The sequence below is a fragment of the Bradyrhizobium sp. NBAIM03 genome (assembly GCF_020194055.1).
GTDB classification, from domain to species: Bacteria; Pseudomonadota; Alphaproteobacteria; order Rhizobiales; family Xanthobacteraceae; genus Bradyrhizobium; species Bradyrhizobium yuanmingense.
In genome coordinates this window covers 40,032-63,815 of record NZ_JADYVS010000023.1, presented here as the reverse complement: position 1 = coordinate 63,815, position 23,784 = coordinate 40,032, and the positions used below count along the sequence as shown (strand labels likewise).

At 64.9% G+C, this 23,784-nt stretch carries 21 protein-coding genes and 1 pseudogene; 8 read left to right on the top strand and 14 right to left on the bottom strand.

Annotation, left to right across the window (positions count from 1 at the left end; genetic code table 11):
- Positions 1–35: 35 nt before the first annotated feature.
- Both ubiB and ubiE read right to left on the bottom strand, forming a co-directional pair.
- Positions 36–1,610, bottom strand: a complete 1,575-nt coding sequence (gene ubiB, locus I6F21_RS28155) for a 2-polyprenylphenol 6-hydroxylase (RefSeq protein ID WP_225142412.1) — start codon at positions 1,608–1,610, stop codon at positions 36–38.
- Positions 1,607–2,368, bottom strand: a complete 762-nt coding sequence (gene ubiE / locus I6F21_RS28150; protein WP_225113800.1) for a bifunctional demethylmenaquinone methyltransferase/2-methoxy-6-polyprenyl-1,4-benzoquinol methylase UbiE — start codon at positions 2,366–2,368, stop codon at positions 1,607–1,609. Before ubiE ends, ubiB begins: the two co-directional genes overlap by 4 nt.
- An 81-nt stretch (positions 2,369–2,449) precedes the next feature.
- On the opposite strand from ubiE, the gene mutM reads away from it, so the two are divergent.
- Complete coding sequence (mutM, locus tag I6F21_RS28145; protein ID WP_225183838.1) at positions 2,450–3,331, top strand: bifunctional DNA-formamidopyrimidine glycosylase/DNA-(apurinic or apyrimidinic site) lyase; 882 nt, start codon at positions 2,450–2,452, stop codon at positions 3,329–3,331.
- Between the two features lie 234 nt (positions 3,332–3,565).
- Here the strand turns inward: mutM and I6F21_RS28140 are convergent, their stop codons facing one another.
- Entirely contained in the window at positions 3,566–4,309 is a 744-nt protein-coding gene (locus tag I6F21_RS28140; protein WP_225183837.1) for a ParA family protein, read from the bottom strand.
- A gap of 273 nt (positions 4,310–4,582) precedes the next feature.
- The gene (locus tag I6F21_RS28135) at positions 4,583–5,938 is read right to left on the bottom strand and encodes a serine protease (protein WP_225183836.1); all 1,356 of its coding nucleotides are present in this window, start codon (positions 5,936–5,938) and stop codon (positions 4,583–4,585) included.
- Positions 5,939–6,199: 261 nt separating this feature from the next.
- Here I6F21_RS28135 and moeB point away from each other — a divergent pair, with 261 nt between their 5' ends.
- Positions 6,200–7,003, top strand: coding sequence for a molybdopterin-synthase adenylyltransferase MoeB (gene moeB, locus I6F21_RS28130; protein WP_225144095.1), 804 nt, complete (start codon positions 6,200–6,202; stop codon positions 7,001–7,003).
- A gap of 9 nt (positions 7,004–7,012) precedes the next feature.
- On the opposite strand, the gene I6F21_RS28125 is transcribed toward moeB, so the two are convergent.
- Complete coding sequence (locus I6F21_RS28125; RefSeq protein ID WP_225144094.1) at positions 7,013–8,020, bottom strand: aldo/keto reductase; 1,008 nt, start codon at positions 8,018–8,020, stop codon at positions 7,013–7,015.
- Positions 8,021–8,132: 112 nt separating this feature from the next.
- Between I6F21_RS28125 and I6F21_RS28120 the strand changes: the two genes are divergently transcribed.
- Positions 8,133–9,044: a LysR family transcriptional regulator gene (locus I6F21_RS28120; RefSeq protein WP_036040912.1), complete on the top strand. Its 912-nt coding sequence runs from the start codon at positions 8,133–8,135 to the stop codon at positions 9,042–9,044.
- Between the two features lie 3 nt (positions 9,045–9,047).
- Here I6F21_RS28120 and I6F21_RS28115 read toward each other — a convergent pair whose 3' ends face one another.
- Positions 9,048–10,049: a D-glycerate dehydrogenase gene (locus I6F21_RS28115; RefSeq protein WP_036009043.1), complete on the bottom strand. Its 1,002-nt coding sequence runs from the start codon at positions 10,047–10,049 to the stop codon at positions 9,048–9,050.
- Between the two features lie 321 nt (positions 10,050–10,370).
- On the opposite strand from I6F21_RS28115, the gene I6F21_RS28110 reads away from it, so the two are divergent.
- Complete coding sequence (locus tag I6F21_RS28110) at positions 10,371–10,901, top strand: SH3 domain-containing protein (RefSeq protein WP_225183835.1); 531 nt, start codon at positions 10,371–10,373, stop codon at positions 10,899–10,901.
- A gap of 175 nt (positions 10,902–11,076) precedes the next feature.
- On the opposite strand, the gene irrA is transcribed toward I6F21_RS28110, so the two are convergent.
- Positions 11,077–11,565 (bottom strand): iron response transcriptional regulator IrrA, encoded by a 489-nt coding sequence (gene irrA, locus I6F21_RS28105; protein WP_036009037.1) that lies wholly within the window; start codon positions 11,563–11,565, stop codon positions 11,077–11,079.
- Positions 11,566–11,913: 348 nt separating this feature from the next.
- On the opposite strand from irrA, the gene fabA reads away from it, so the two are divergent.
- The 3 genes from fabA (at position 11,914) to fabI (ending at position 14,634) form a co-directional block, all read left to right on the top strand.
- The gene (fabA, locus tag I6F21_RS28100; RefSeq protein WP_036009034.1) at positions 11,914–12,435 is read left to right on the top strand and encodes a bifunctional 3-hydroxydecanoyl-ACP dehydratase/trans-2-decenoyl-ACP isomerase; all 522 of its coding nucleotides are present in this window, start codon (positions 11,914–11,916) and stop codon (positions 12,433–12,435) included.
- 39 nt (positions 12,436–12,474) lie between these two features.
- Positions 12,475–13,698, top strand: coding sequence for a beta-ketoacyl-ACP synthase I (gene fabB / locus I6F21_RS28095; RefSeq protein ID WP_036024480.1), 1,224 nt, complete (start codon positions 12,475–12,477; stop codon positions 13,696–13,698).
- 135 nt (positions 13,699–13,833) lie between these two features.
- Positions 13,834–14,634 carry an enoyl-ACP reductase FabI gene (fabI, locus tag I6F21_RS28090; protein ID WP_036024482.1) on the top strand — a complete coding sequence of 267 codons (801 nt, stop codon included), beginning with the start codon at positions 13,834–13,836 and terminating at the stop codon, positions 14,632–14,634.
- Between the two features lie 130 nt (positions 14,635–14,764).
- Here the strand turns inward: fabI and I6F21_RS28085 are convergent, their stop codons facing one another.
- The 4 genes from I6F21_RS28085 to I6F21_RS28070 form a co-directional block, all read right to left on the bottom strand.
- The gene (locus I6F21_RS28085) at positions 14,765–15,361 is read right to left on the bottom strand and encodes a glutathione S-transferase family protein (protein ID WP_036024484.1); all 597 of its coding nucleotides are present in this window, start codon (positions 15,359–15,361) and stop codon (positions 14,765–14,767) included.
- Positions 15,362–15,372: 11 nt separating this feature from the next.
- Positions 15,373–16,182, bottom strand: a complete 810-nt coding sequence (locus I6F21_RS28080) for a hypothetical protein (RefSeq protein WP_225183834.1) — start codon at positions 16,180–16,182, stop codon at positions 15,373–15,375.
- A 100-nt stretch (positions 16,183–16,282) separates the two neighbouring features.
- On the bottom strand, positions 16,283–16,750 hold the full coding sequence (locus I6F21_RS28075; protein WP_036009017.1) for a GNAT family N-acetyltransferase: 468 nt from the start codon (positions 16,748–16,750) through the stop codon (positions 16,283–16,285).
- A 7-nt stretch (positions 16,751–16,757) separates the two neighbouring features.
- Positions 16,758–17,684: a hydrogen peroxide-inducible genes activator gene (locus I6F21_RS28070; protein ID WP_036009013.1), complete on the bottom strand. Its 927-nt coding sequence runs from the start codon at positions 17,682–17,684 to the stop codon at positions 16,758–16,760.
- Positions 17,685–17,798: 114 nt separating this feature from the next.
- Between I6F21_RS28070 and katG the strand changes: the two genes are divergently transcribed.
- A complete protein-coding gene (katG, locus tag I6F21_RS28065; protein ID WP_036009010.1) occupies positions 17,799–19,973 on the top strand; it encodes a catalase/peroxidase HPI in 2,175 nt (724 codons plus the stop codon).
- Between the two features lie 64 nt (positions 19,974–20,037).
- On the opposite strand, the pseudogene I6F21_RS28060 reads toward katG, so the two are convergent.
- The 3 genes and pseudogenes from I6F21_RS28060 to rpsO form a co-directional block, all read right to left on the bottom strand.
- A pseudogene (locus I6F21_RS28060) lies at positions 20,038–20,770 on the bottom strand (superoxide dismutase).
- 205 nt (positions 20,771–20,975) lie between these two features.
- The gene (pnp, locus tag I6F21_RS28055; RefSeq protein ID WP_225183833.1) at positions 20,976–23,138 is read right to left on the bottom strand and encodes a polyribonucleotide nucleotidyltransferase; all 2,163 of its coding nucleotides are present in this window, start codon (positions 23,136–23,138) and stop codon (positions 20,976–20,978) included.
- Positions 23,139–23,513: 375 nt separating this feature from the next.
- Positions 23,514–23,783, bottom strand: a complete 270-nt coding sequence (gene rpsO, locus I6F21_RS28050) for a 30S ribosomal protein S15 (RefSeq protein WP_008540131.1) — start codon at positions 23,781–23,783, stop codon at positions 23,514–23,516.
- Between the last annotated feature and the right edge of the window lies 1 nt (position 23,784).

The following is a 23,784-nucleotide window of genomic DNA, read 5'->3' as shown; positions in this document are numbered from 1 at the left end:
ATAGCGATGCTATCACCCATGTGATTGCAGTGCAATCACAGATTTCGGACGGCGATCAGAATCCCGATGAAGGTCGCGGCGATGATCCAGAGCGCCACGGTGCGCCAGCGGTTCTTGCGGCCCTCGCTGCGTCCCATCGCCGCGATGCTCTCCGGCGAAAGCCTGATGCCCTCCCGCGTCATGGTCTCGAGCTGCTCGAGCACCTTCACCGACCGCTCGGCGATCTCAGGCAGGCGCATCAAGACCCGCGCGATGTCCCCGGTCCCTGTGAGGGCGCCCTCGATGCGGCCGATGGGTCCGAGGTTGCGCTCGATCCATTCGCGCACCACGGGATCGGCGATCCGCCAGATGTCGAGCTTGGGATCGAAGCCGCGCGCCACGCCCTCGACCACCACCATGGTCTTCTGCAGCAGGATCAGCTCGGGCCGCGTCGTCATGTCGAACAGGCCGGTGACCTCGAGCAGCAGCGTGAGCAGCCGCGCCATCGAGATCTCTTCCGCCGTGCGGTTGTGGATCGGCTCGCCGATGGCGCGGATGGCTTGGGCAAAATTCTCGACCGAATGATGCGCGGGCACATAGCCGGCCTCGAAATGCACTTCGGCCACGCGGCGATAATCGCGGGTGATGAAGCCGAGCAGGATCTCGGCGAGGAAGCGCCGCTCCTTCATGCCGAGCCGGCCCATGATGCCGAAATCGACCGCGACGAGGCGGCCGGCGTCATCCAGGAACAGATTGCCCGGATGCATGTCGGCGTGGAAGAAGCCGTCGCGCAGCGCGTGGCGCAGGAAGCTCTGGATCACCTTGCGGCCGAGATCGGGCAGGTCGACCCGCGCCTCGGCGAGGCGCTTGTGATCGTTCAGCGCGATGCCGTCGATCCATTCCATCGTCAGCACGTTGTGCGTGGTGCGGTCCCAGTCGACGGCGGGCACGCGGAAATCGGGATCGTCGCGCGTGTTCTCCGCCATCTCCGACAGCGCGGCAGCCTCTAACCGTAGGTCCATCTCCATCGCGACCGAGCGCGACATGGTGTTGATGACCTCGATCAGGCGCAGGCGCCGCGCCTCGGCCGAATAGGCCTCAGCCTTGTGCGCGACGTAGAAGAAATCGGAGAGATCGCGGCGGAAGCGCGCGGCAACGTTGGGTCTCAGCACCTTGATCGCGACGGACTTGCGGATGCCGTCGCGCACCACCTCGCCGCGATGCACTTGCGCGATCGAGGCCGCCGCGACCGGCGGGCCGAAGCTCACAAAGATGTCCGTCAGCGGCCGTTCCAGCGAGGTCGCGATCGTGGCCTCGGCTTCCTGCTGCGGAAAAGGCGGCAGGCGGTCCTGCAGGCTTTCGAGGTCGCGCGCCATGATGACGCCGACCACGTCGGGGCGCGTGGCCAGGAACTGGCCGAGCTTGAGATAGGCCGGGCCCATCCGCGTCAGCGCGCGCGAGATCCGCGGTCCCTGCTTGGCGCCACGGCGCTCGATGATGCGCGCCAGCTTCAGCGCGAGCTGTCCCGGCGGCGGCACCAGGCTCGGATCGACCGCGCCGAACACGCCTTCGTGCGCAAACACGAACGCGGCGCGGATCAGGCGCGCAATGTGGGTGACGGCAGAGATCACAAACGCCAGCCCGAATGCAATGCGACGATGCCGCCGGAGAGTGTCTGCCAGCTGACGCGGGCAAAGCCGGCCTCGCGGATCATGTCGGCGAAGGCGGCGGGCTTCGGAAATTTGCGGATGGACTCGACGAGATACTGGTACGATTCGGCGTCGCCCGTGACCATGCGCCCGAGCGGGGGGATCACCTTGAACGAGAACAGATCATAGAGCTTGTCGAGGCCGGGCATCTCGACAGTGGAGAATTCCAGGCACAGGAAGCGGCTGCCGGGTCTCAGCACGCGATAGGCCTCGCGCAGCGCAAGGTCGATCCGGGGCACGTTGCGGATGCCGAAAGCGATCGTATAGGCATCGAAGCTGCGGTCGGCGAAGCCGAGCGATTCGGCATTGCCTTCGACGAAATCGACCTGGGTGTCCAGATGACGCTTGGCGGCGCGTTCGCGCCCCACGGCCAGCATGTCCGCATTGATGTCGCACACCGTGGCGTGGAAGCCGGGGCCGGCGGACTTGGCGGCACGGAACGAGATGTCGCCGGTGCCGCCGGCGACGTCAAGCAGCGCGAACGGCCGGTCGCCCCTCGGCGGATCCAGCGCGGTGATCATGATGTCCTTCCAGACCCGGTGCAGGCCACCGGACATCAAATCGTTCATCAGGTCATAGCGCGACGCCACGCTGCGAAACACATCGTTCACCAGCGTCTGCTTGTCCCCGAGGGGAACGTCCCTGAAGCCAAAATGCGTGGTTTCGCCCGGCCGATCCATTACTCTACTCCACTCGGCGGACCATAGCCCGCCCGCCGCAATGGCGCTATCACACCGCATTCATAAGGTGAATGCCCGACCATGCCTGAATTGCCCGAAGTCGAGACCGTCCGCCGCGGCCTTCAGCCCGTGATGGAGGGCGCGAAAATCCTCGATGCGGAGGCCCGCCGGCCAGATTTGCGCTTTCCGTTCCAGCCCGACTTCGTGGCCCGGCTCAGGGGACAAGTCGTCACGGGCCTCGGGCGCCGTGCAAAATATCTCATGGCCGATCTCGCCTCCGGCGACGTGCTCTTGATGCATCTGGGCATGTCGGGCTCGTTCCGCGTCATCAAGCCGGACAACGAGGCTCAGCCAGGCGAGTTTCATTATCCGAAGGCCAAGGATTCCGCCCACGACCACGTGCTGTTTCGGATGTCCTCGGGCGCCGACATCGTCTTCAACGATCCGCGCCGCTTCGGATACATGAAAGTGATTGCGCGTGGCGCGCTCGAAGACGAGCCGCTGCTGCGCGGGCTCGGCCCCGAGCCGCTCGGCAACGAATTCGACGCCGCGATGCTGGCGCGCTCCTGCCAAGGCAAGACCACGAGCCTGAAGGCCGCGCTGCTCGACCAGCGCGTGGTGGCCGGGCTCGGCAACATCTATGTCTGCGAGGCGCTGCACCGCTCGCATCTGTCGCCGCGGCGCATTGCTGCGACGCTATCCACCAGGAAGGGCGAGCCGACGGATCATGCGCAGCGCTTGGTCGGCGCGATCCACACCGTGCTGAACGATGCCATCAAGGCCGGCGGCTCCAGCTTGCGCGATCACCGCCAGACCACCGGCGAGCTCGGCTATTTCCAGCACTCGTTCAAGGTCTATGACCGCGAAGGCGAAAAATGCACGACGCCGCGCTGCGGCGGCACGATCAAGCGGTTCGTGCAGAACGGTCGTTCGACCTTCTGGTGCCCGAAATGTCAAAAGTGACCGTCGGGATTGCCGCAGCGTCGTAGCCCGGATGGAGCGCAGCGTAATCCGGGGCCGGCCTCTCCGCGGAGAGACCTTCCTGGATTGCGCTTCGCTTCATCCAGGCTACGGGAGCCCTCGCTACAACGCGCGAGGCGAAGCAATCCGGCCGGGCTGGTGGCCGAACTGCTTCGTCGCTTGGGCCCGTTCACCGGATGGCGAAGAGCCCGACTGTCGTCCGAGCGATCGCCCCGCTCAGGACGCCAGTGCCGTGGTCTCGTCCGCCGCCTGTTCCGCAGCGATCTGCAGCATGCCGTGCGCAGCCGAGATGACCTGGTCGATCAGGACATTGGTGGTGGCTTCGAGCTCGAGCCGGGTCTCGAACCAGCGCCAGAGGCCGCGGATCTCGTCCGCCGACTTTCCGTTCGGCGCGAATTCACTCACGGCAAGGCCGCTCGCAAGCGAGTCCTGGTGATCGTTGCGCATCACGATCAGCGGACGCGCGAGCACCTCGGCAAGATCGAGCGCGGCTTCCTCGGCGAGCGCGGTCGCGGCGTTGTCGATGCGCTGTCCGCGGATCGGCGTCTGGTTGAGCACGAAGCTGTAAGGCCGCTTCCAGGCGCGGGCGACGCTGAGCGTCGAGACGGTCGCCTCGATGTCGGCGACGCTGGGACGGGCCGGGATCAGGCAGAGGTCGGAATGGCGGATCGCGGCGGTGGTGGCGGCGCTGAGGCCGGCGGCGGTGTCGACGATCGCGAGCTGGAGGCCGCTGTCGGCGAGCATCTTGAGACGCGGCGCGATATCGGCGGCGTGATAGATCGGCTCGACGACGAGATCGTCGGTAGAGCGGCGGCGCTGCCAGTTGGAGAGGGTGCCCTGCGGGTCGGTCTCGATCAGGCGGACGGTGAAGCCGGCCTGCTTGGCGGCCAAGGCGAGGCCGATGGCGAGCGTGCTCTTGCCGCTGCCGCCCTTTTGGGTGGCCATTACGATCGTATGCATTGAAGGTCAATCCTTTGGAGTGCTGGGTCAGGGATACGCCACGCGAACGTGCATCGCTTCTGGATGCTGAGCGCTTCTCGCTCAGGACGTGCCGGCCCGATCCAAAGGGGATCGCGGAGGTCCGAATCAACGGCAACGATGATGGCGGAATCGCGAATGCCAGCGAATCCGTACCATTACCGGCTCCGTAATCGTACGTAAGGTGGCCCGCACGGCCGTGCCCCGGCTCTGCGCGGCAGCGCAAGCGCTGCAACGCGTCCAGGGGCACGAGACCTACTTGCGCACGCAGATCACGCGCACGACGGCGGCTTTGGCGTCCGTCGACGTGCCATTCGGGCTGACGCCCTTCGCCTTGAGAAACCCGCGCACCGCCTCGGCAGAGACCATCATCGCCTGTGATGCCGGCACCGACGTCGCGGGTCCCGCGACCACCGCCGGCTTCAGCAGCGCGATGCCGGCGAACTTGCCGTCGCCGTCGACGGCTGGGCTGCCGGAGAAGCCGACCGCTGGCGGCGGCGAGAGCGCGGAATTGCTGCTCATCGCCGGCGTCAACGCGGCCTTGAGGTTCGACACGGCGGCGGCGCCGCCCTGGCTTTGCGGATCGGCGATGCCGACGACATCGACATTGGTCTTCGCGGCCCCTCCGGCGAGGCTGAGCGGCCTCAGGTCGCGCGCGCCGTAGATGCGCAGCAGCGCGAGATCGTGCTCCTTGTCCTCGGCGAGACGGTCGGCGCTGCCATGGCCGGCGATCGTGATCGCAAGGCAGCCATCGGTGACGAGGCGGTCGGTGACGATCGCGCCGTCCTCGCTGACGACGATGCCGGTGCCGTATTCAACGGTCTTGCGCGGCGGCGGCCCGGCCAGCGGTCCCGACGGAAACGCGTTGAACGCGCTCGACATCGCGATCACGACCGGCTCGACCGTATTCTCTGTCGCCTGGTCGTAGAGGATCGTCATGGTGCGGACCTCGTCACCCTTGAAGGTGCCGCGGACGTAGAACTTCTTCTGGCCCTGCAAGCCCGACAGCACGAAGAAATCCGGCTTCACCACGGTGTAATCGACCTTGCGGCCGGACGGCTCCTTCTCGAGATCGGCGAGCTTGGCCGAGGTCGGGCTCACTTCCTTGCGGCGGCTGAGAACCACCTGCACCGTCCCTGTCGGCGAGGTCCATTTCGAGCCGTTGGCGTCGCTTGCCTGCTGCGGCACCAGCTTGCCGGGAATGCCGAGCCGGGCGCCGCTGGTCGGCTCCGTCACGATCTTCCAGCCGACGCTCTCCTGCTTCTTGCGTGCCGCCTCAGTGAGCGCGGTGCGCTCCTGCGGATTGAGCACGCCGGTCGGCTTGCCGCCCTTGGCCTTCTGGTACTCCTTGATGGCGTTGACCATGCGCTCGCTGACGTCGCCGGTGATGGCGCCGTTATATTGTCCGACCCAGGCGAGGTCGGACTGGAGCGCCAGCCGCTCGGCTTTGGCCATGCCATCGGCCGTCGCGGACGGCGTCTGCATCGCAGGGGGCTTGACCGGAACGGTCTGGATCGTTTTCGGGGCGCCTGGCACTTGGGGCGTCGTCATCTGGGCGTGCGCGCCCGTGGCAGCCGCCAACATCAGTGTTGCCGCAAGCATCGATCTCATGACAAATCCAGCCAGCCCGTTGAACGCCAAAACATTGAAAAGCATGCGATTGAAGCACATCTCGTTGGTCGCGAACAATGTTGCGGTGGTTCAGTGGCGTAGAGGCTGCGAGCTGAGATCCTCATCCTGAGGAGCGGCCTCGAGGCCGCGTCTCGAAGGATGGCCGCGGCGAAATCGGGACCTGCATGGTTCGAGACGGCGCTTTGCGCCTCCTCACCATGAGGGTTGAGAGCGGCGGCTTGGTAGGAGAGGCGTACGACGATGCTGAGCCCGGACGAACTCGAACGCTATGCCCGCCACATCGTGTTGCGCGACGTCGGCGGCCCCGGCCAGGCGGCGCTGAAGCGGGCCTCGGTCCTGGTGATCGGCGCCGGCGGGCTCGGCGCGCCCGCGCTGATGTATCTGGCCGCCGCCGGCGTTGGCACGCTCGGCGTGGTCGACGACGACGTGGTGTCGCTGTCCAACCTGCAGCGCCAGGTGATCCATACGACGCCCGATATCGGGCGGCACAAGGTCGAGAGTGCCGCCGAGCGGATCGCGGCGCTCAACCCACATGTCCGCTTCATCGGTCACGCCACCTGGCTCAACGCGGATAACGCGCTCGGCCTGATCGGCGATTACGACCTGGTGCTCGACGGCTCCGACAATTTCTCGACGCGCTATCTCGTTTCCGATGCCTGCTTCTTCGCCAAGCGGCCGCTGATATCAGCGGCGCTCGGCACCTTCGACGGCTCGCTGACCACCATCCGCGCGCATGAGACGAACGAGCAGGGCGAGTTCAATCCGACCTACCGCTGCCTGTTTCCGGAAGCGCCGCCGCCCGGCACGGTGCCGGCCTGTGCAGAGGCCGGCGTCATGGGCGCGCTCGCGGGCGTGCTCGGCTCGATGATGGCGCTGGAGGCCATCCGCGAGATCGTCGGCTTCGGCGACGGCCTCGTCGGCCGCCTCCTGATGATCGATGCGCGCGCGATGCGCTTCGAGACGCTGCGCTATTCACGCGATCCCGCCAATCCGCTCAACGGCGACGGGCCCGTGTTCGAGGATCTCAGCGTCCATCGCACCTGATCGCCGCGGTTACGCCGTCGCCGGCTTCTCGCTGTCGAGATGCGCCATATGCTCGGCCGGGTAGCGCGTGCCGGCCGCGATATTGGGTGGAAACGCCTTGGCCAGCGCCGCGACATGCACCGGCGTCAGCGTCACCTTCGTTGTGCCAAGCGCTTCGCTGAGGCGGTTGCGGGTGCGGGCGCCAACCAGCGGCACGATCGCGTTGTTCTGTGCAGCGACCCAGGCGATCGCAACCTGTGCCGGCGTTGCGCCGATCTCGTTCGCGATTGCGCGCAGCTGCTCCACCAGCGCGAGATTGGTATCGAGGTTCGCACCCTGGAAGCGCGGCGTCATCAGCCGGTAGTCACGGCCGGCCCTGCCTGAGTCCTTCGACCAGTGACCGCTGATCAGGCCGCGCGCGAGCACGCCGTAAGCGGTGATGCCAATGCCGAGCTCGCGGCAGGTCTTCAGGATATCGCGTTCGATGCCGCGCTCGATCAGCGAATATTCGATCTGGAGATCGGCGATCGGATGCACCGCATGCGCGCGGCGGATGGTGTCGGAGCCGACCTCGGACAGGCCGATATGCCTGACATAACCGGCCTTCACGAGATCGGCGAGACCGCCGATGGTCTCCTCGATCGGCACATTGGGATCGAGACGCGCGGGACGGTAGATGTCGACATAGTCGGTGCCGAGGCGCTGCAGCGAATAGGCGAGGAAGTTCTTTGTCGCCGCCGGCCTCGTGTCCATTCCCGCGAATTCACCGGCGGGGCCGCGCAGCGCGCCGTACTTGACGCTGAGCTGCACTTTGTCGCGCGGCACGTCCTTCAGCGCGTCCCGCAACAGCATCTCGTTGTGCCCCATGGCGTAGAAATCGCCGGTGTCGAGCAGGGTGATGCCGCCGTCGAGCGCCGCGTGCACCGTGGCGATGGCCTCGCCGCGATCGGCGGCGCCGTAGACCTCCGACATGCCCATGCAGCCGAGGCCGAATGTGGAGACGGTCGGGCCGGTTGAACCGAGTTTGCGCTGTTCCATGATGATCATCCTCGAAAAGGCGGCTGCGCCGCGTCACGAGGCCAGATATGAGCCAGAGCGATTGCGCTGATAAGCTGGACAATCCAGAACGCCTTGTTCACATTGACGAACAATGGCCGAGCCCGATTTGCGCGATCTCGATGTCTTCGTGGCAGTTGCCCGCACCCGGAATTTCCGGCGCGCGGCGGTCGAAATTCGCGTGTCCGTATCGAGCCTTAGCCAGCGGCTGCGGGACCTGGAGGAACGTCTCGGCGTCCGCCTGATGAACCGCACGACCCGCAGCGTCGCGCTGACCGAGGCGGGCGAGCTGCTGTTGTCGCGCGTCGCACCGGCGCTACGCGATGTCGGCGATGCCTTGGAGCAGGTCCGGGGCCTGCGCGGGGTCGCCTCGGGCCGCCTGCGCATCAATGCGCCGCCGCCCGCGGTCGATCTGGTGCTGGCGCCGCTGGCCGGGCCGTTCCTGAGTGCCCATCCGCAGGTCGATCTCGACATCGTCAGCGAAAGCGGCTTCGTCGACATCGTGAGCGGGGGCTATGACGCCGGCGTGCGCTATGGCGAGCATCTCGCGCAGGACATGGTGGCGATCCCGCTGAGCGGCCCACAGAGCTACGTCGTGGTCGCTTCGCCCGGTTACATCGCGCGGCGCGGCAGGCCGAAGCATCCGAAGGACCTGCTCGACCATGATTGCATCCGCGCACGCTATTCGAGCGGCGTCATGCACGATCTGGAATTCGAGAGAGCCGGGCAGGTGGTGAAGGTCGATCCGCCGGCGAAGCTGATCTCGACTAACATGAATCTTGCGATGCGCGCCGCGCTCGACGGCGTCGGCATCTGGGCCACGCTCGACGGCTATGTTGGCGATGCCGTGAAGTCGGGCGATCTGATCAGCCTAATGGAAGAATGGTGCGAGCCGTTTCCAGGCCCGTTCCTGTATTATCCGAGCCGGCGCCAGACGCCGCCGGCGCTGCGCGCGTTCATCGATTTCGTTGCGGATTGGCGCAAGCGCGAAGGGCGCGGGAAGTAAACCTCAAAGCATGCTCGGCAGCACGCGGTCCGGCGGCTTGTGGGCGTCGAGGAAGGTGCGGATGTTGATGATCACCTTCTCGCCCATCTCGACGCGGCCTTCGATCGTGGCCGAGCCCATATGCGGCAGCAGGGTCACCTTGCCGGCTCTGGCGAGCCGCACCAGCTTCGGATTGACCGCGGGCTCGTGCTCGTAGACGTCGAGGCCGGCGCCGCCGATCTCGCCGCCTTCGATCAGCTTGATCAGCGTGTCCTCGTCGGTGACCTCGCCGCGCGCGGTGTTGACGATATAGGCGTCTTTTCGGATCAGCTTCAGCCGCCGCGCCGAGAGCAGGTGATAGGTCGCCGGCGTGTGCGGGCAGTTCACCGAGATGATGTCCATCCGCGCCAGCATCTGGTCGAGGCTTTCCCAATAGGTCGCGCCTAACTCCTCGGCGATCACGGGGGCGACGGGACGGCGGTTGTGATAGTGGATCTGCAGGCCGAAGGCGCGGGCGCGGCGTGCCACCGCCTGGCCGATGCGGCCCATGCCGATGATGCCGAGGCGTTTGCCCCCGATGCGGTGGCCGAGCATCCAGGTCGGCGACCAGCCGGCCCAAGGCTTGCCTTCGGTCAGGATCGAGGCGCCTTCGATCATGCGCCTGGGCACCGCGAGGATCAGCGCCATGGTCATGTCGGCGGTGTCTTCGGTCAGCACCTTCGGCGTGTTGGTGACGGTGATGCCGCGGGCATGGGCGGCTGCGACGTCGATATTGTCGACGCCATTGCCGAAATTGGCGATCAGGCGGAGCTTGCAGTCGGGCTGGTTGACGACCTCGGCGCTGATGTGATCGGTCACGGTCGGAACCAGCACGTCGGCGGTGCGGGCGGCTTCCGCGATCTGCTCGGGCGACATCGGCGTGTCGTCGAGATTGATCCGCGCGTCGAACAGCTCGCGCATCCGCGTCTCGATCGAATCCGGCAGCTTGCGCGTCACCACGACGAGGGGCTTTTTCTTCACCGACATGTCCTGCTCTCATGAGACATCGCAGGCCGCCTCTGTCGCCAAAGGCCGGTCGTTGAGGCCTCATTAACCCGGTTGTTCGACACTGCCCTTGCCGTGTCCGTCCCCGGCGTTTCCTCCAAGCTCACCCGACATTTCCGGCCGGAAAATCGGGGCCAATTGGTTGCTCAAGTGCCCGTTCTCTCTAGCAGAAGGCCGGGCCAAGACAAGAACCACGGCTCAAGGCTTGGAACCCGCGTGGGGCGGGGAGAAGGGGCAGGCGCGGCAGGGTTTGGAATTTGGGGTGAGGGCCCGGTGTGCCGGGTCTTCGAAGGAGACGGGTTGATGGCGTTGGGGCGTTTTTGTTGGGTGATGGCGCTCGTTTGCACCTGGTTGAGCGCCTCGGTCGGGCCCTCGCATGCGGCGAAGGACAATACCCCGCAGACCACCAGCGGCTTGCCGGTGCCGCGCTATGTCAGCCTCAAATCGGATCACGTGAACGTCCGCGCCGGCCCGACCAAGGACAATGACGTCGCCTGGGTCTACACCCGTGCCGGCCTGCCGGTCGAAATTACCGCCGAGTTCGAGAATTGGCGCCGGGTGCGCGATTCCGAAGGCGCCGAGGGCTGGGTCTATCATTCGCTGCTGTCGGGCCGCCGCACCGCGGTCGTCACCATGAAGCACAAGGACGATCTGGCTCCGATCTATGACCGGCCTGATCTCGACAGCGCGGTTGCGGCCAAGCTCCAGGCCGGCGTCGTCACCCAGGTCAAGAAATGCGCCGCAGGCTGGTGCCGCGTCGTCGGTAATGGATTCGACGGCTGGATCCAGCAGGAGCGCCTCTGGGGCGTCTATTCGGACGAGCAGTTGAACTGACGCCAAAGGCGTCATCCCGGGGCGATGCGCAGCATCGAACTATGGTGCGCAGTTGTGCACCTGAGGATCTCGAGATTCCGGGTCTGGTCCTTCGGACCATCCCGGAATGACGGGCTAAAGGAAATGGCCGGGACAAGCCCGGCCATGACGATCTCAGCTCGATCTTAAGACGATCTCAGCGCTTCTTGCGCAGGCGCACGACCATGTCGATGCGGGAGATCTCGTAGCCCTCGGGCACCTCCGGCATCTTGGACAGCGCCAGATGCGGATCCTCGATGTCGACCAGCTCGTGGCTGTTCTCGAGATAATAGTGGTGGTGGGTGGTGACGTTGGTGTCGAAATAGGTCTTCGTGCCGTCGACGCTGACCTGGCGCAGCAGGCCGGCATCGGTGAGCTGGTTCAGCGTGTTGTAGACGGTCGCCAGCGACACCGGGACCTTGGCGAGGGTGGCTTCCTCATAGAGCATTTCAGCCGTGAGGTGGCGTGCGCCCTTGCCGAACAGCAGCCAGCCCAGCGCCATGCGCTGGCGCGTCGGCCGCAACCCCGCGGACTGCAGCATTTCGTTGACGTCGTGCCAGGGACACCCGGTCAGGGCCGGCTGGCGGCCGGACAGGAGGGCCGCGGCATGGTCGTCGTCGTGTTGGGACGCGGTATTCTCGTTCATTTCCAAGATTTCGGGCACGCGTGAACAATATCTCCCTGTAACATAAGAAGAGAAAGATGCAGATGCAAGTTTCTCGCAACTAGAGACGTTCTAATTAGGCTCGGAACCGGTTGGGGGAGCCCGTCATTTTACCTTCATCTCTGCGCTTTGCTACCCGAAATGGCCTGTGTTAGAGAGCGCGCGGTTCCGCTTAGCCGATTTTGGCGCAGCCGGGCATGGAGGCCCGGTTGGCAATCCATGCGAAGCTTGCGCAAGTCGCGGCCGGCGGTGGCGATTGGCGGTCCGATCGAGACGGGCCCATTTTCGCCAGGAACGCCGCTCAATCGGGATTTGAACAGAGGCTCGTGAATGCTGAACAGGCGCAACGGTTACGACTATGAAGATCTGCTGGCCTGTGCCCGCGGCGAGATGTTCGGCCCAGGCAACGCCCAGCTGCCGCTGCCGCCGATGCTGATGTTCGACCGCATCACCGACATCAACGACAATGGCGGTGAGTTCGGCAAGGGTCTGGTGCGCGCCGAGCTCGACGTGAAGCCCGACCTCTGGTTCTTCGGCTGCCATTTCAAGAACGATCCGGTCATGCCCGGCTGCCTCGGACTCGATGCGCTGTGGCAGATGGTCGGCTTCTACCTCGGCTGGAGCGGGGGGGAAGGCCGCGGCCGGGCGCTTGGCCTGAGCGAGCTGAAGTTCGGCGGCCAGGTGCTGACCGACGCCCGCAAGGTTGTGTACAACGTCGATATCAAGCGCGTGATGCGTTCGAAGCTCGTGCTCGGCATCGCCGACGGGTGGCTTTCGGTCGATGACCAGATTATCTATCGCGCCAAGGATCTGAAGGTCGGCCTGTTCAAGCAGGGCACGAGCCTGGGCTGAGCGCATCACTAAGAAGACAACGATTGAGGCGAGGCTGTCATGAGGCGGGTTGTGGTCACCGGGATGGGCATCGTCTCGTCGATCGGAAACAACACCCAGGAAGTGCTTGCGAGCCTTCACGAGGCGAAGTCGGGCATTTCGCGGGCTGAGAAATATGCCGAGCTCGGCTTCCGTTCGCAGGTGCAAGGCGAGCCGTCGCTCGATCCGTCGACGGTGGTCGACCGCCGCGCGATGCGCTTCCTCGGCCAGGGCGCGGCGTGGAATCACATCGCGATGGAGCAGGCGATCCAGGATTCCGGCCTGTCGCCCGACGAAGTCTCCAACATCCGCACCGGCATCATCATGGGCTCCGGCGGCCCCTCGGCGCGCACCATCGTCGAAGCCGCCGACATCACCCGCTCCAAGGGACCGAAGCGCGTCGGCCCGTTTGCGGTGCCGAAGGCGATGTCCTCCACGGCATCCGCGACGCTCGCGACCTGGTTCAAGATCAAGGGCGTGAACTATTCGATCTCATCGGCCTGCGCGACCTCGAACCATTGCGTCGGCAATGCCTATGAGACCATCCAGATCGGCAAGCAGGACGTCATCTTCGCCGGCGGCTGCGAGGAGCTGGACTGGTCACTGTCGGTGCTGTTCGACGCCATGGGCGCGATGTCCTCGAAGTACAACGACACGCCGGCCACGGCCTCGCGTCCCTACGATCTCAATCGCGACGGCTTCGTCATCGCCGGCGGCGCCGGCGTGTTGGTGCTGGAAGAGCTCGAGCATGCCAAGGCGCGCGGCGCGCGCATCTATGGCGAGGTGGTCGGCTATGGCGCGACCTCTGATGGCCACGACATGGTGGCGCCGTCGGGCGAAGGCGCCGAGCGCTGCATGCGCATGGCGATGTCGACGGTGAAAACCAAGGTCGACTACATCAACCCGCACGCGACCTCGACGCCGGCCGGGGACCCGCCGGAGATCGAGGCGATCCGCAAAGTGTTCGGCGTCGGCGAGAAGTGCCCGCCGATCTCGGCGACCAAGGCGCTGACCGGCCATTCGCTCGGCGCCACCGGCGTGCAGGAAGCGATCTATTCGCTGCTGATGATGAACAACGGCTTCATCTGCGAGAGCGCGCACATCCAGGAGCTCGACCCCGTGTTCGCCGACATGCCGATCGTGCGCAAGCGCATCGACAACGCCAAGATCGGCACCGTGCTGTCGAACTCCTTCGGCTTCGGCGGCACCAACGCCACGCTGGTGTTCAGCCGGCTGGATGCGTGATCTCTGACTTTGTCATGCCCCGCGAAGGCGGGGCATCCAGTACGCCGCGGCTTCTCTATTTATCACGACGGTCTCTGGAATACTGGATCGCCCGCCTGCGCGGGCGATGACGTCGAAAATAGGAGCGATGGCGGCATGGAAGGTTTGATGAAAGGCAAGCGCGGTCTGATCATGGGCATCGCCAATGATCATTCCATCGCCTGGGGCATGGCGCGGACGCTTCATGCCCATGGCGCCGAGCTTGCCTTCACCTTCCAGGGCGAGGCGCTCGGCAAGCGCGTCAAGCCGCTGGCGGAGCAGCTCGGCGTCGATCTGGTGCTGCCTTGCGACGTCGAGGACATCGCCAGCGTCGATGCCACCTTCGCGGTGCTCCGCGAAAAGTGGGGCAAGCTCGACTTCGTGATCCACGCGATCGGCTTTGCCGACAAGAACGAGCTGAAGGGCCGCTATGCCGACACCAGCCGCGAGAATTTCTCGCGCACCATGGTGATCTCCTGCTTCTCGTTCACGGAGGTCGCAAAGCGCGCCGCCGAGCTGATGACGGAGGGGGGCAGCATGATCACGCTGACCTTCGGCGCCTCAGAGCGCGCGATGCCGAACTACAACGTGATGGGCGTGGCCAAGGCGGCGCTGGAGGCCTCCGTGCGCTATCTCGCCGCCGATTTCGGACCGCGCGGCATCCGCGTCAACGCGATCTCCGCCGGCCCCATCCGCACGCTCGCCGGCTCCGGCATCGGCGAGGCGCGGGCGATGTTCGCCTTCATGCAGAAGCATTCGCCGCTGCGCCGCGGCGTCACGCTCGACGACCTCGGCGGCTCGGCGCTATATCTGTTGTCGGATCTCTCCGGCGGGGTGACCGGCGAAGTCCATTATGTGGATTCCGGCTACAACGTCATCCTGATGCCGCGGCCGGATGATCTGAAGTCATCGGAATAGCTTCGTAGCCTGGATGGAGCGCAGCGAAATCCGGGACAGGCTCATCCGCGGATGCGATTGCCCCGGATTGCGCTGCGCTCCATCCGGGCTACTGCAGCTACTTCGCTTTGCCTACCCTACGAGAGCTTGCTTAACCCGCCGCGATCTTCTCCGCGCGCTGGAAGGCCGGCCGCGCCGTGCAGCGCGCGAGATAGGCGTCGAACGCCGGGCGCGACGGCACCATCTTGAACAGGCGCACCGCGAAATTCAGGCCGGAGCCGATGACGACGTCGGCTGCGGAAAATTCCTCGCCGAGAATCCACGGGCCCTTCTCGAGCGCGGCCTCCAGCACGTCGAACACCTGCGTCGCGCTGCCCCAGGCCGCGGTCGAGGTCGGGATCTCGATCTTGGTGAAGATCTGGATAATGGCGGGCTCGATGCAGCCCGGCGAGAAGAACAGCCATTGCAGGTAGCGCGCCCGGCGCGGATCGGTCACGGCTGGCGCGAGCCTGGTTTCGGGATAGCGGTCGGCGATGTAGGCGCAGATCGCGGCGGCTTCGGCGAGCGCGGCATCGCCGTCGGTCAGCGCCGGCACCTTGCCCATCGGATTGATCTTCAGATAGTCCGGCGCCTTCTGCGCGCCGGTCGAGATGTCGGTCAGCACGCGCTCATAGGGCAGGCCGCTCTCCTCCATCAGCCAGAGCGTCGTGAACGAGCGCGAGCGGGGCGACCAATAAAGCTTGATCATGGCGGGAACCTTTATTGCTGGAGCAGCTGAGGTAGCGTTTTGTCGAGACTCGTCGTCAGCAGCGTGCGGACACCATCGCGCAGCGCTTGGTTGCCCGCCACCTCGTTGGCAGACGCCGGAAAGGCCGTCTCATCCAATTCCTTGTTGGGGCCGCTGATCGGGTTGATCCCGATCAAGCGTGACATCATGGGTTCGGCATCCGTTGACGCCGCGCCCTTCTTGACGACCTCGAACGACTGTCCGTCGTACACGGTGATATAGGTCAGCGCGAACAGGAACGTGCGTCGCTTGATGGGATTGCCCCACTTCACGATGCCAAATCCTTCGACGGATTGATTCGTGTTGCTGAAGCCGTTCTGAAATCTCTCGACCAGGACATAGAGCTGACATTTGGTGCCTGCCGCGCTCTGCTGAACGAATTCCTGCCGCTCCTGGTTTCGTCTCAGCATCGGCGATCCGGATCCGCCAGCCTGCGCCCAGGCGCTCGGTGAATAAGCGAGGCGCTTGACAGATTTGCCGGCTGCGGCCGCGCGAACCCGCGACATGACGATGTCATCAAGTCCCCAGCCATCGATCGCGACGGGCACGTACTCGTTGCCAAACATGGTGAAGCCAACCTGCTGAACACCGAACCGGTTGCCGACGACGGAAATGAGACCAATCCCGCACGGTCCTGCATCCGCAGCGACAGCCTGTTTGGAGCTCGGGGCGGCTTTCGGCGTGGTGCTCTTGGCTGGCCGAGCCGGCGATGGAGCGGATTGGGCCGCCGCGCCTGCGATGAGCCCTAACAGAAAGATCGTAGTCAAGCAGATGCGAAACATGGGACGGCTGATGCAGGTTGCGGTTTCAGGATATTCTCATCGACGAGAGACATCTACTAGTGCGCGCCGATGACAACCGCAAGGTGAAGACCCGCTCGTCCTACCCGCCGCCTGGCCGTTGCCGCTTCCACCGGTAACACTTCATCACGAACCCGTTCGACGGCTCGATCTCTTCCTTCTCGAACACAAAACCTTCGCGCTCGTACCAGCGCCAGGCCTTCTCGTTCTCGCGGACGCAGCGCAGATAGATCTCGTCGGGCATTTGCGTGCGCGTGAAAGCGAGCAATTGCCGGCCGAGCGATCGGCCCTGATGGGCAGGCGCGACGAACAGCATGTCGAGATAGAGCTTCGGCAGGTGCAGCGCGAGCATCGCTCCGATCGTGCCGCGATCGTCGGCGACGAACAGGCTCCAGCCGTTCTCGATCTCGCGCTTGATGCGCGCACGCAAATTGGCCAGCAGGAAGTCGCTGGCTTCGCCGAGCCCGGTCGAGACCCAGCTCTCCATCCAGACGCGGCCGATCTCATCGTATTCGTCGGAGCGGGCGAGGCGGATGACCGGATGCGACATGAGCCAGTCAAGCCTTCTGGCCGCGCAGGGATTGCCGCGCGCGCACCTTGCCCGCGGACAGGCACACCACCTCGGAGATCTGCAGCAGCTGCCGCGACAGCGGGCTGGTCTTGCGCCAGACCATGCCGATGGTTCGCGACGGCTCGGGGTCGCGGAAGCGCGCCAGCGAGACCGAGGCGGAGCGCGTCTCCACCGGCACCGCCATCTCCGGGATCAACGTGACGCCGATGCCGGCGCTGACCATCTGCACCAGCGTCGATAGCGAGTTCGCATCGAGCATCTCGCGCGGCGGCGCGGCCTGCATGTTGCAGAAGGAGAGCGCCTGGTCGCGGAAACAGTGCCCTTCCTCGAGCAGCAGAAGCCGCATCTCGCGCATCATCTCGCGCGACGGCACCGGCGTGCCTTCATCGGCGCCCGGCCGCACCAGCAGAAACTTCTCCTCGAACAGCGCGACCTCGGTGAGCGAGGGCTCCGACACCGGCAGCGCCACGATGGCGGTGTCGAGCCGGCCCTCCACCAGCTCCTGGATCAGCCGCGGCGTCATGGTCTCGCGCACGCGGATGTCGAGCTCCGGGTGCATGCGCGTGAGGTTCTTGGTGATCTTGGGCAGCAAATAGGGCGCGATGGTCGGGATCATGCCGATGCGCAGGCGGCCGGCGAAGCGGTCCTGCGAAGCGCGCGCGAAATCGCCGAGCTCGTCGACCGAGCGCAGGATGTCGCGGACCCGTTGCGCCAGCTCCTCGCCGAACCGGGTCAGCGCGACCTGGCGCGCGCTGCGCTCCAGCAACAGGCCGCCGAGCGTCTCCTCCAGTTCCTTGATCTGCATCGACAGCGCCGGCTGCGAGATCGAGCAGGCCTCGGCGGCACGGCCGAAATGGCCGTGGCGCGCCAGCGCATCGAAATACCGGAGCTGGCGCAGCGTCAGATTGATCATCAGAAAATCCTATCGCAGCGATCACTAAAGTCAACTTCCCCTGATAGGACGCGACGCTTAGAGTGGTTCTACCTGGCCAAGGGCGCGAGTTCGACGCCGCCAGAGGAGGTATTCATGGACGACACTTCGAAGTGCCCGTTTTCGGGCGGAAAACCCACGCGCTCAAACCGCGATTGGTGGCCGACGCAGCTCAACATCGAGGTGCTGCACAAGAATTCCGACAAGTCCGATCCGATGGACAAGGACTTCGATTACGCCAAGGAGTTCAAGTCGCTCGACCTGAACGCGGTCATCAAGGACCTGACCGCGTTGATGACGGATTCTCAGGAATGGTGGCCGGCCGACTTCGGCCACTATGGCGGCCTCATGATCCGCATGGCCTGGCACAGCGCCGGCACCTATCGCACCACCGACGGCCGCGGCGGCGCCGGCGCCGGTCAGCAGCGTTTCGCCCCGCTCAACAGCTGGCCCGACAACGCCAATCTCGACAAGGCGCGCCGTCTGCTCTGGCCGATCAAGCAGAAATACGGCCAGAAGATTTCCTGGGCCGACCTGATGGTGCTCGCCGGCAACGTCGCGCTCGAATCGATGGGCTTCAAGACCTTTGGTTTCGCCGGCGGTCGCGTCGACGTCTGGGAGCCGGAAGAGCTCTATTGGGGGCCGGAAGGCACCTGGCTCGGTGATGAGCGCTACAGCGGCGAGCGCCAGCTCGCCGAGCCGCTCGGCGCGGTGCAGATGGGCCTCATCTACGTCAATCCGGAAGGCCCGAACGGCAAGCCGGATCCGGTCGCCGCGGCCAAGGACATCCGCGAGACCTTCGCCCGCATGGCGATGAACGACGAGGAGACCGTCGCGCTGATCGCTGGCGGCCACAGCTTCGGCAAGACCCATGGCGCCGGCGATCCCTCGCTGGTCGGTCCAGAACCGGAAGCCGGTGCGCTTGAAGACCAGGGCCTCGGCTGGAAGAGCAAGCATGGGGCGGGCCACTCCGCCGACTCCATCACCAGCGGTCTGGAAGTGACCTGGACGAAGACGCCGACGAAGTGGAGCAACAACTTCTTCGAAAATCTCTTCAACTTCGAATGGGAGCTGACGAAGAGCCCGGCCGGCGCTCAGCAATGGACCGCCAAGAACGCCGAAGCGATCATTCCGGACGCGTTCGATCCGTCGAAGAAGCATCGGCCGACCATGCTGACGACCGACCTCTCGCTGCGCTTCGATCCCGCATATGAGAAGATCTCGCGTCGCTTCCTGGAGAACCCGGATCAGTTCGCGGACGCCTTCGCCCGTGCCTGGTTCAAGCTCACCCATCGCGACATGGGTCCGATCCAGCGCTATCTCGGCCCGCTGGTGCCGAAGGAGACGCTGATCTGGCAGGATCCGATCCCCGCCGTGAACCACGAGCTGGTCAGTGAGCAGGACATCGCGGCCCTCAAGTCGAAGATCCTGGCCTCGGGCCTGACGGTGCCGGAGTTGGTCTCGACGGCCTGGGCCTCGGCCTCGACGTTCCGCGGCTCGGACAAGCGCGGCGGCGCCAACGGTGCGCGCATCCGCCTTGCTCCGCAGAAGGACTGGGAGGTCAACGAGCCGGCTCAGCTCGCCAAGGTGCTCGGCAAGCTCGAAGCGATCCAGAAGGACTTCAACGCCTCATCCGGCGCCAAGAAGGTCTCGCTCGCCGACCTGATCGTGCTCGGCGGCACCGCCGCCGTCGAGAAGGCTGCCAAGGATGCCGGCGTCGACGTCAAGGTCGGCTTCACGCCGGGCCGCATGGATGCTTCGCAGGAGCAGACCGATGCGGCCTCCTTCGCCCCGCTGGAGCCGCGAGCCGATGGCTTCCGCAACTACATCGGCAAGCGGCATCAGTTCATGCAGCCCGAAGAGGCCCTCGTCGACCGCGCCCAGCTGCTGCGGCTGACCGGTCCGGAGATGACGGTGCTGGTCGGTGGCCTGCGTGTGCTCGGCGCCAATGCCGGCGGGTTGAAGCACGGCGTCTTCACCTCGAAGGTGGGAACGCTAAGCAACGACTATTTCGTCAACCTGCTCGACATGAGCACGCAGTGGGCACCGCCCGGTGCGGACGGCGTCTACGAAGGCCGCGACCGCAAGACCAACACCGTCAAGTGGACCGCAACGCGCGTCGATCTGATCTTCGGCTCGCACTCGCAGCTTCGCGCCTTCGCCGAGGTCTATGCCACCTCGGACTCCAAGGAGAAGTTCGTGAAGGACTTTGCGAAAGCCTGGACCAAGGTGATGAACCTCGACCGCTACGACATCGCGGCGCGATCCTGATCGGGGGCCCGCAAACAAAAGGGCGGCCGAGAGGCCGCCCTTTTTTCATCATCCCGGATCGGCGTTACACGTCGAGTGTGCCGGCCTTCGCGGCAGCGTAGCGCTCGCCCACCGCCTTCCAGTTCACCGTATTCCACCATGCCTTGAGATAATCGGCGCGCCGGTTCTGGTAGTTCAGATAGTAGGCGTGCTCCCAGACGTCATTGCCGAGCAGCGCCCGCTTGCCGTCCATCATCGGATTGTCCTGGTTGGGTCGCGTTTCGATGGCGAGCTTGCCATCCTTGCTGACAGTCACGAACACCCAGCCCGAGCCGAAGACCCGTCCGCCGGCAGCGTTGAAGTCGGCTTGCAATTTCTCCATGCCACCGAGATCGCTGTCGATCGCGGCGAGCAGGGCGCCTTCCGGCTTGCCGCCGTTCGGTCCCCATGATCTGCCAGAACATCGTGTGGTTGGCGTGGCCTCCCATGTTGTTGCGGACGCCGGTGCGGATCGCGTCGGGTACGGCGCCGAGATTGCCGAGCACCTCACCGACCGGCTTTCCAGCGATCTGCGGATTGTCCTTCGCGAAATTGTTCAGGTTGGTAATGAACGCCTGGTGATGGCGGCCGTGATGAATCTCCATCGTCTTGGCATCGATATGCGGTTCCAACGCGTTCGGCGGATAGGCCAGCGGATCGAGTTTGAACGGCCCTGTGGGCGCCATGGCCGCCTGCGCAAACGCCAAGCGCGGGGCAGCGGCGGCCGCAACGAGGCCGGTGGCTGCGAACATGAGACGGCGCCGGGATATGGATGACATCTGGTTCTCCTGTCTGGGACGATCCGCTGAGTGAAGCGTATGGCGGTAGACGTAGATACGCGGTTGCAGCCACTGCGGGTTTCGAACGAAGTGGCTGTGATGGTGCGACGGAATCGCGCATGGCGTTCGACGAAGCAGGTAGCAAACGGCCAAAAAAAGAAGGGCGGCCTTTCGGCCGCCCTTGGTGTTCAGATGTTCCGAGAGGTTACTCGCCGGCGGCTTCGCGCGGGGCCTTTTCGCCCTCGGCGGCCTTCTCCTTGCCCTCGAGATCCTCACCGGTGGTCTGGTCGACCACCTTCATCGACAGGCGGGTCTTGCCGCGATCGTCGAAGCCGAGCAGCTTGACCTTGACCTTGTCGCCTTCCTTGACGACGTCGGAGGTCTTCTGCACGCGGTTGGCCGCGAGCTGGCTGATGTGGACGAGACCATCCTTGGAACCGAAGAAGTTCACGAAGGCGCCGAACTCCATCACCTTGACGACAGTGCCGTCATAGATCTGGCCGACTTCCGGATCGGACGCGATCGACTTGATCCACTTGATCGCCGCCTTCATCGCCTCGCCGTCGCTGGAGGCGACCTTCACGGTGCCGTCATCCTCGATGTTGACCTTGGCGCCGGTCTTCTCGACGATCTCGCGGATCACCTTGCCGCCGGTGCCGATCACCTCGCGGATCTTGTCGGTGGCGATCTTGAAGGTCTCGATGCGCGGCGCATATTCGCCCAGCTCGGCGCGGGCCGCGGTGAGGGCCTTGGCCATCTCGCCGAGGATATGGATGCGGCCGTCCTTGGCCTGAGCCAGCGCGACCTTCATGATCTCTTCGGTGATGCCCTCGATCTTGATGTCCATCTGGAGCGAGGTGATGCCCGCTTCCGTGCCGGCGACCTTGAAGTCCATGTCGCCGAGATGGTCCTCGTCGCCGAGAATGTCGGAGAGAACCGCAAAGCGCTTGTCCTCGAGGATCAGGCCCATCGCGATGCCCGCGGTCGGCCGCTTCAGCGGCACGCCCGCATCCATCAGCGCCAGCGAGGCGCCGCAGACCGAAGCCATCGAGGACGAGCCGTTGGACTCGGTGATCTCCGAGACCACACGCGTGGTGTAGGGGAATTCATGGTGCGGCGGCAGCACCGGACGAATCGCGCGCCAGGCCAGCTTGCCGTGGCCGATCTCGCGGCGCTTGGTGCCGCCGAGGCGGCCGGTCTCGCCGACCGAATAGGGCGGGAAGTTGTAGTGCAGCAGGAACGTTTCCTTGTACGTCCCGGACAGCGCGTCGATGTACTGCTCGTCCTCGCCGGTGCCGAGCGTGGTCACGACCATAGCCTGGGTCTCGCCGCGGGTGAACAGCGCCGAGCCGTGGGCGCGGGGCAGCACGCCGACCTCGGCGACGATGTTGCGCACCGTCTTGCTGTCGCGGCCGTCGATGCGCTTGCCGGTATCGAGGATATTCCAGCGAACGATCTTGGCCTCGAGCTCCTTGAACACGCCGGCGACACGGAGCTTGTCGTATTTCGGCTCCTGGCCCTCCGGGAAGTAGTGGGCCATCACCTTTTCCTTGGCGACGCCGACGGCGGCATAACGCTCCTGCTTGATCGGAATCGCGTAGGCGGCGCGCAGCTCCTGCTCGACCAGGCCGAGCATCTCCTTCTCGAGCGCGGCGTTGTCGATGACGGTGACTTCGCGCGGCTCCTTGGCGGCCTTCTCGGCGAGCTCGATGATCGCGTTGATGACAGGCTGGAAGTGGCGGTGACCAAACATCACCGCGCCGAGCATGATGTCTTCGTTCAGTTCCTTGGCTTCCGATTCCACCATCAGCACGGCGTCGGCAGTGCCGGCGACGACGAGGTCGAGCTGGGTGTCGACCATCTCGTCGAGCGTCGGATTGAGAATGAACTCGTCATTGGCGAAGCCGACGCGGGCTGCGCCGATCGGGCCCTTGAACGGCACGCCGGACAGCGTCAGCGCCGCGGAGGCCGCGACCATCGCCACGACGTCGGGATCGTTCTCCATATCGTGCGACAGCACGGTGACGATCACCTGGGTCTCGTTACGCCAGCCGTCGACGAACAGCGGGCGGATCGGTCGGTCGATCAGGCGGGAGACCAGCGTCTCCTTCTCGGTCGGACGGCCCTCGCGCTTGAAATAGCCGCCGGGAATGCGGCCCGCAGCGTAGGCCTTTTCCTGGTAATCGACGGTCAGCGGCAGGAAGTCGACGCCTTCGCGCGGCGCCTTCGCCGCGACGACGGTGGCGAGCACCACGGTCTCGCCATAGGTGGCGACGACGGCGCCGTCGGCCTGGCGGGCGATCTTGCCGGTTTCGAGCTTGAGTGGGCGTCCGCCCCAGTCGATCTCGACTGAATGCTTATTGAACATAGAGGTCTTCTTTCATGGGTTCTCGAAAGAAGGGACGCTTCCAAAAACAAAAACCATGCGCAAGATTGCGGGACGCTGATCGGAGCGGATGATCAGCGTCCTGCGATCCTGCCATGGTTTTTGGATGTCGGATGGCGTCCATCCTTTCGGGTCATACGGGCGCCTTGCCCGTTGTGCCCAGCCGCCGGATTGCTGCTGGACTGTCAGTCGGCACGAATGCAAACACCGAAACTTCGATCTTCGCTCATCATGCCCGGACGCGAATCAACAATCCGCATCCGACGCGCACGCAACCTCGATCAAAAAGCTTAAAAACAAGCGCTTTCGTTCGAAACCACGCGCGAAAACGCGCGCCGGTGGCGCGCGCAGGAACTCTTAACGACGAATATTGTGCTTCTCGAGCAGCGCCTTGTACCGCGCCTCGTCCTTCTTCTTGAGATAGTCGAGGAGCGAGCGGCGGGTCGAGACCAGCTTCAAGAGGCCGCGACGCGAATGGTTGTCCTTCACGTGGGTCTTGAAATGGTTGGTGAGGTTGTTGATGCGTTCCGACAGGATCGCGACCTGAACCTCGGGCGAGCCGGTGTCGCCGGCCTTGGTGGCATTCGTCTTGATGACTTCCGCTTTGCGTTCTGCGGCAATCGACATC

Excerpts from the sequence above, each read along its gene's own strand:
- ubiE (WP_225113800.1), bottom strand. The coding sequence starts at position 2,368 with ATGGATCGGCCGGGCGAAACCACGCATTTTGGCTTCAGGGACGTTCCC.
- mutM (WP_225183838.1), top strand. The coding sequence starts at position 2,450 with ATGCCTGAATTGCCCGAAGTCGAGACCGTCCGCCGCGGCCTTCAGCCC.
- I6F21_RS28140 (WP_225183837.1), bottom strand. The coding sequence starts at position 4,309 with ATGCATACGATCGTAATGGCCACCCAAAAGGGCGGCAGCGGCAAGAGC.
- I6F21_RS28135 (WP_225183836.1), bottom strand. The coding sequence starts at position 5,938 with ATGAGATCGATGCTTGCGGCAACACTGATGTTGGCGGCTGCCACGGGC.
- moeB (WP_225144095.1), top strand. The coding sequence starts at position 6,200 with ATGCTGAGCCCGGACGAACTCGAACGCTATGCCCGCCACATCGTGTTG.
- I6F21_RS28125 (WP_225144094.1), bottom strand. The coding sequence starts at position 8,020 with ATGGAACAGCGCAAACTCGGTTCAACCGGCCCGACCGTCTCCACATTC.
- I6F21_RS28120 (WP_036040912.1), top strand. The coding sequence starts at position 8,133 with ATGGCCGAGCCCGATTTGCGCGATCTCGATGTCTTCGTGGCAGTTGCC.
- I6F21_RS28115 (WP_036009043.1), bottom strand. The coding sequence starts at position 10,049 with ATGTCGGTGAAGAAAAAGCCCCTCGTCGTGGTGACGCGCAAGCTGCCG.
- I6F21_RS28110 (WP_225183835.1), top strand. The coding sequence starts at position 10,371 with ATGGCGTTGGGGCGTTTTTGTTGGGTGATGGCGCTCGTTTGCACCTGG.
- irrA (WP_036009037.1), bottom strand. The coding sequence starts at position 11,565 with ATGAACGAGAATACCGCGTCCCAACACGACGACGACCATGCCGCGGCC.
- fabA (WP_036009034.1), top strand. The coding sequence starts at position 11,914 with ATGCTGAACAGGCGCAACGGTTACGACTATGAAGATCTGCTGGCCTGT.
- fabB (WP_036024480.1), top strand. The coding sequence starts at position 12,475 with ATGAGGCGGGTTGTGGTCACCGGGATGGGCATCGTCTCGTCGATCGGA.
- fabI (WP_036024482.1), top strand. The coding sequence starts at position 13,834 with ATGGAAGGTTTGATGAAAGGCAAGCGCGGTCTGATCATGGGCATCGCC.
- I6F21_RS28085 (WP_036024484.1), bottom strand. The coding sequence starts at position 15,361 with ATGATCAAGCTTTATTGGTCGCCCCGCTCGCGCTCGTTCACGACGCTC.
- I6F21_RS28080 (WP_225183834.1), bottom strand. The coding sequence starts at position 16,182 with ATGTTTCGCATCTGCTTGACTACGATCTTTCTGTTAGGGCTCATCGCA.
- I6F21_RS28075 (WP_036009017.1), bottom strand. The coding sequence starts at position 16,750 with ATGTCGCATCCGGTCATCCGCCTCGCCCGCTCCGACGAATACGATGAG.
- I6F21_RS28070 (WP_036009013.1), bottom strand. The coding sequence starts at position 17,684 with ATGATCAATCTGACGCTGCGCCAGCTCCGGTATTTCGATGCGCTGGCG.
- katG (WP_036009010.1), top strand. The coding sequence starts at position 17,799 with ATGGACGACACTTCGAAGTGCCCGTTTTCGGGCGGAAAACCCACGCGC.
- pnp (WP_225183833.1), bottom strand. The coding sequence starts at position 23,138 with ATGTTCAATAAGCATTCAGTCGAGATCGACTGGGGCGGACGCCCACTC.
- rpsO (WP_008540131.1), bottom strand. The coding sequence starts at position 23,783 with ATGTCGATTGCCGCAGAACGCAAAGCGGAAGTCATCAAGACGAATGCC.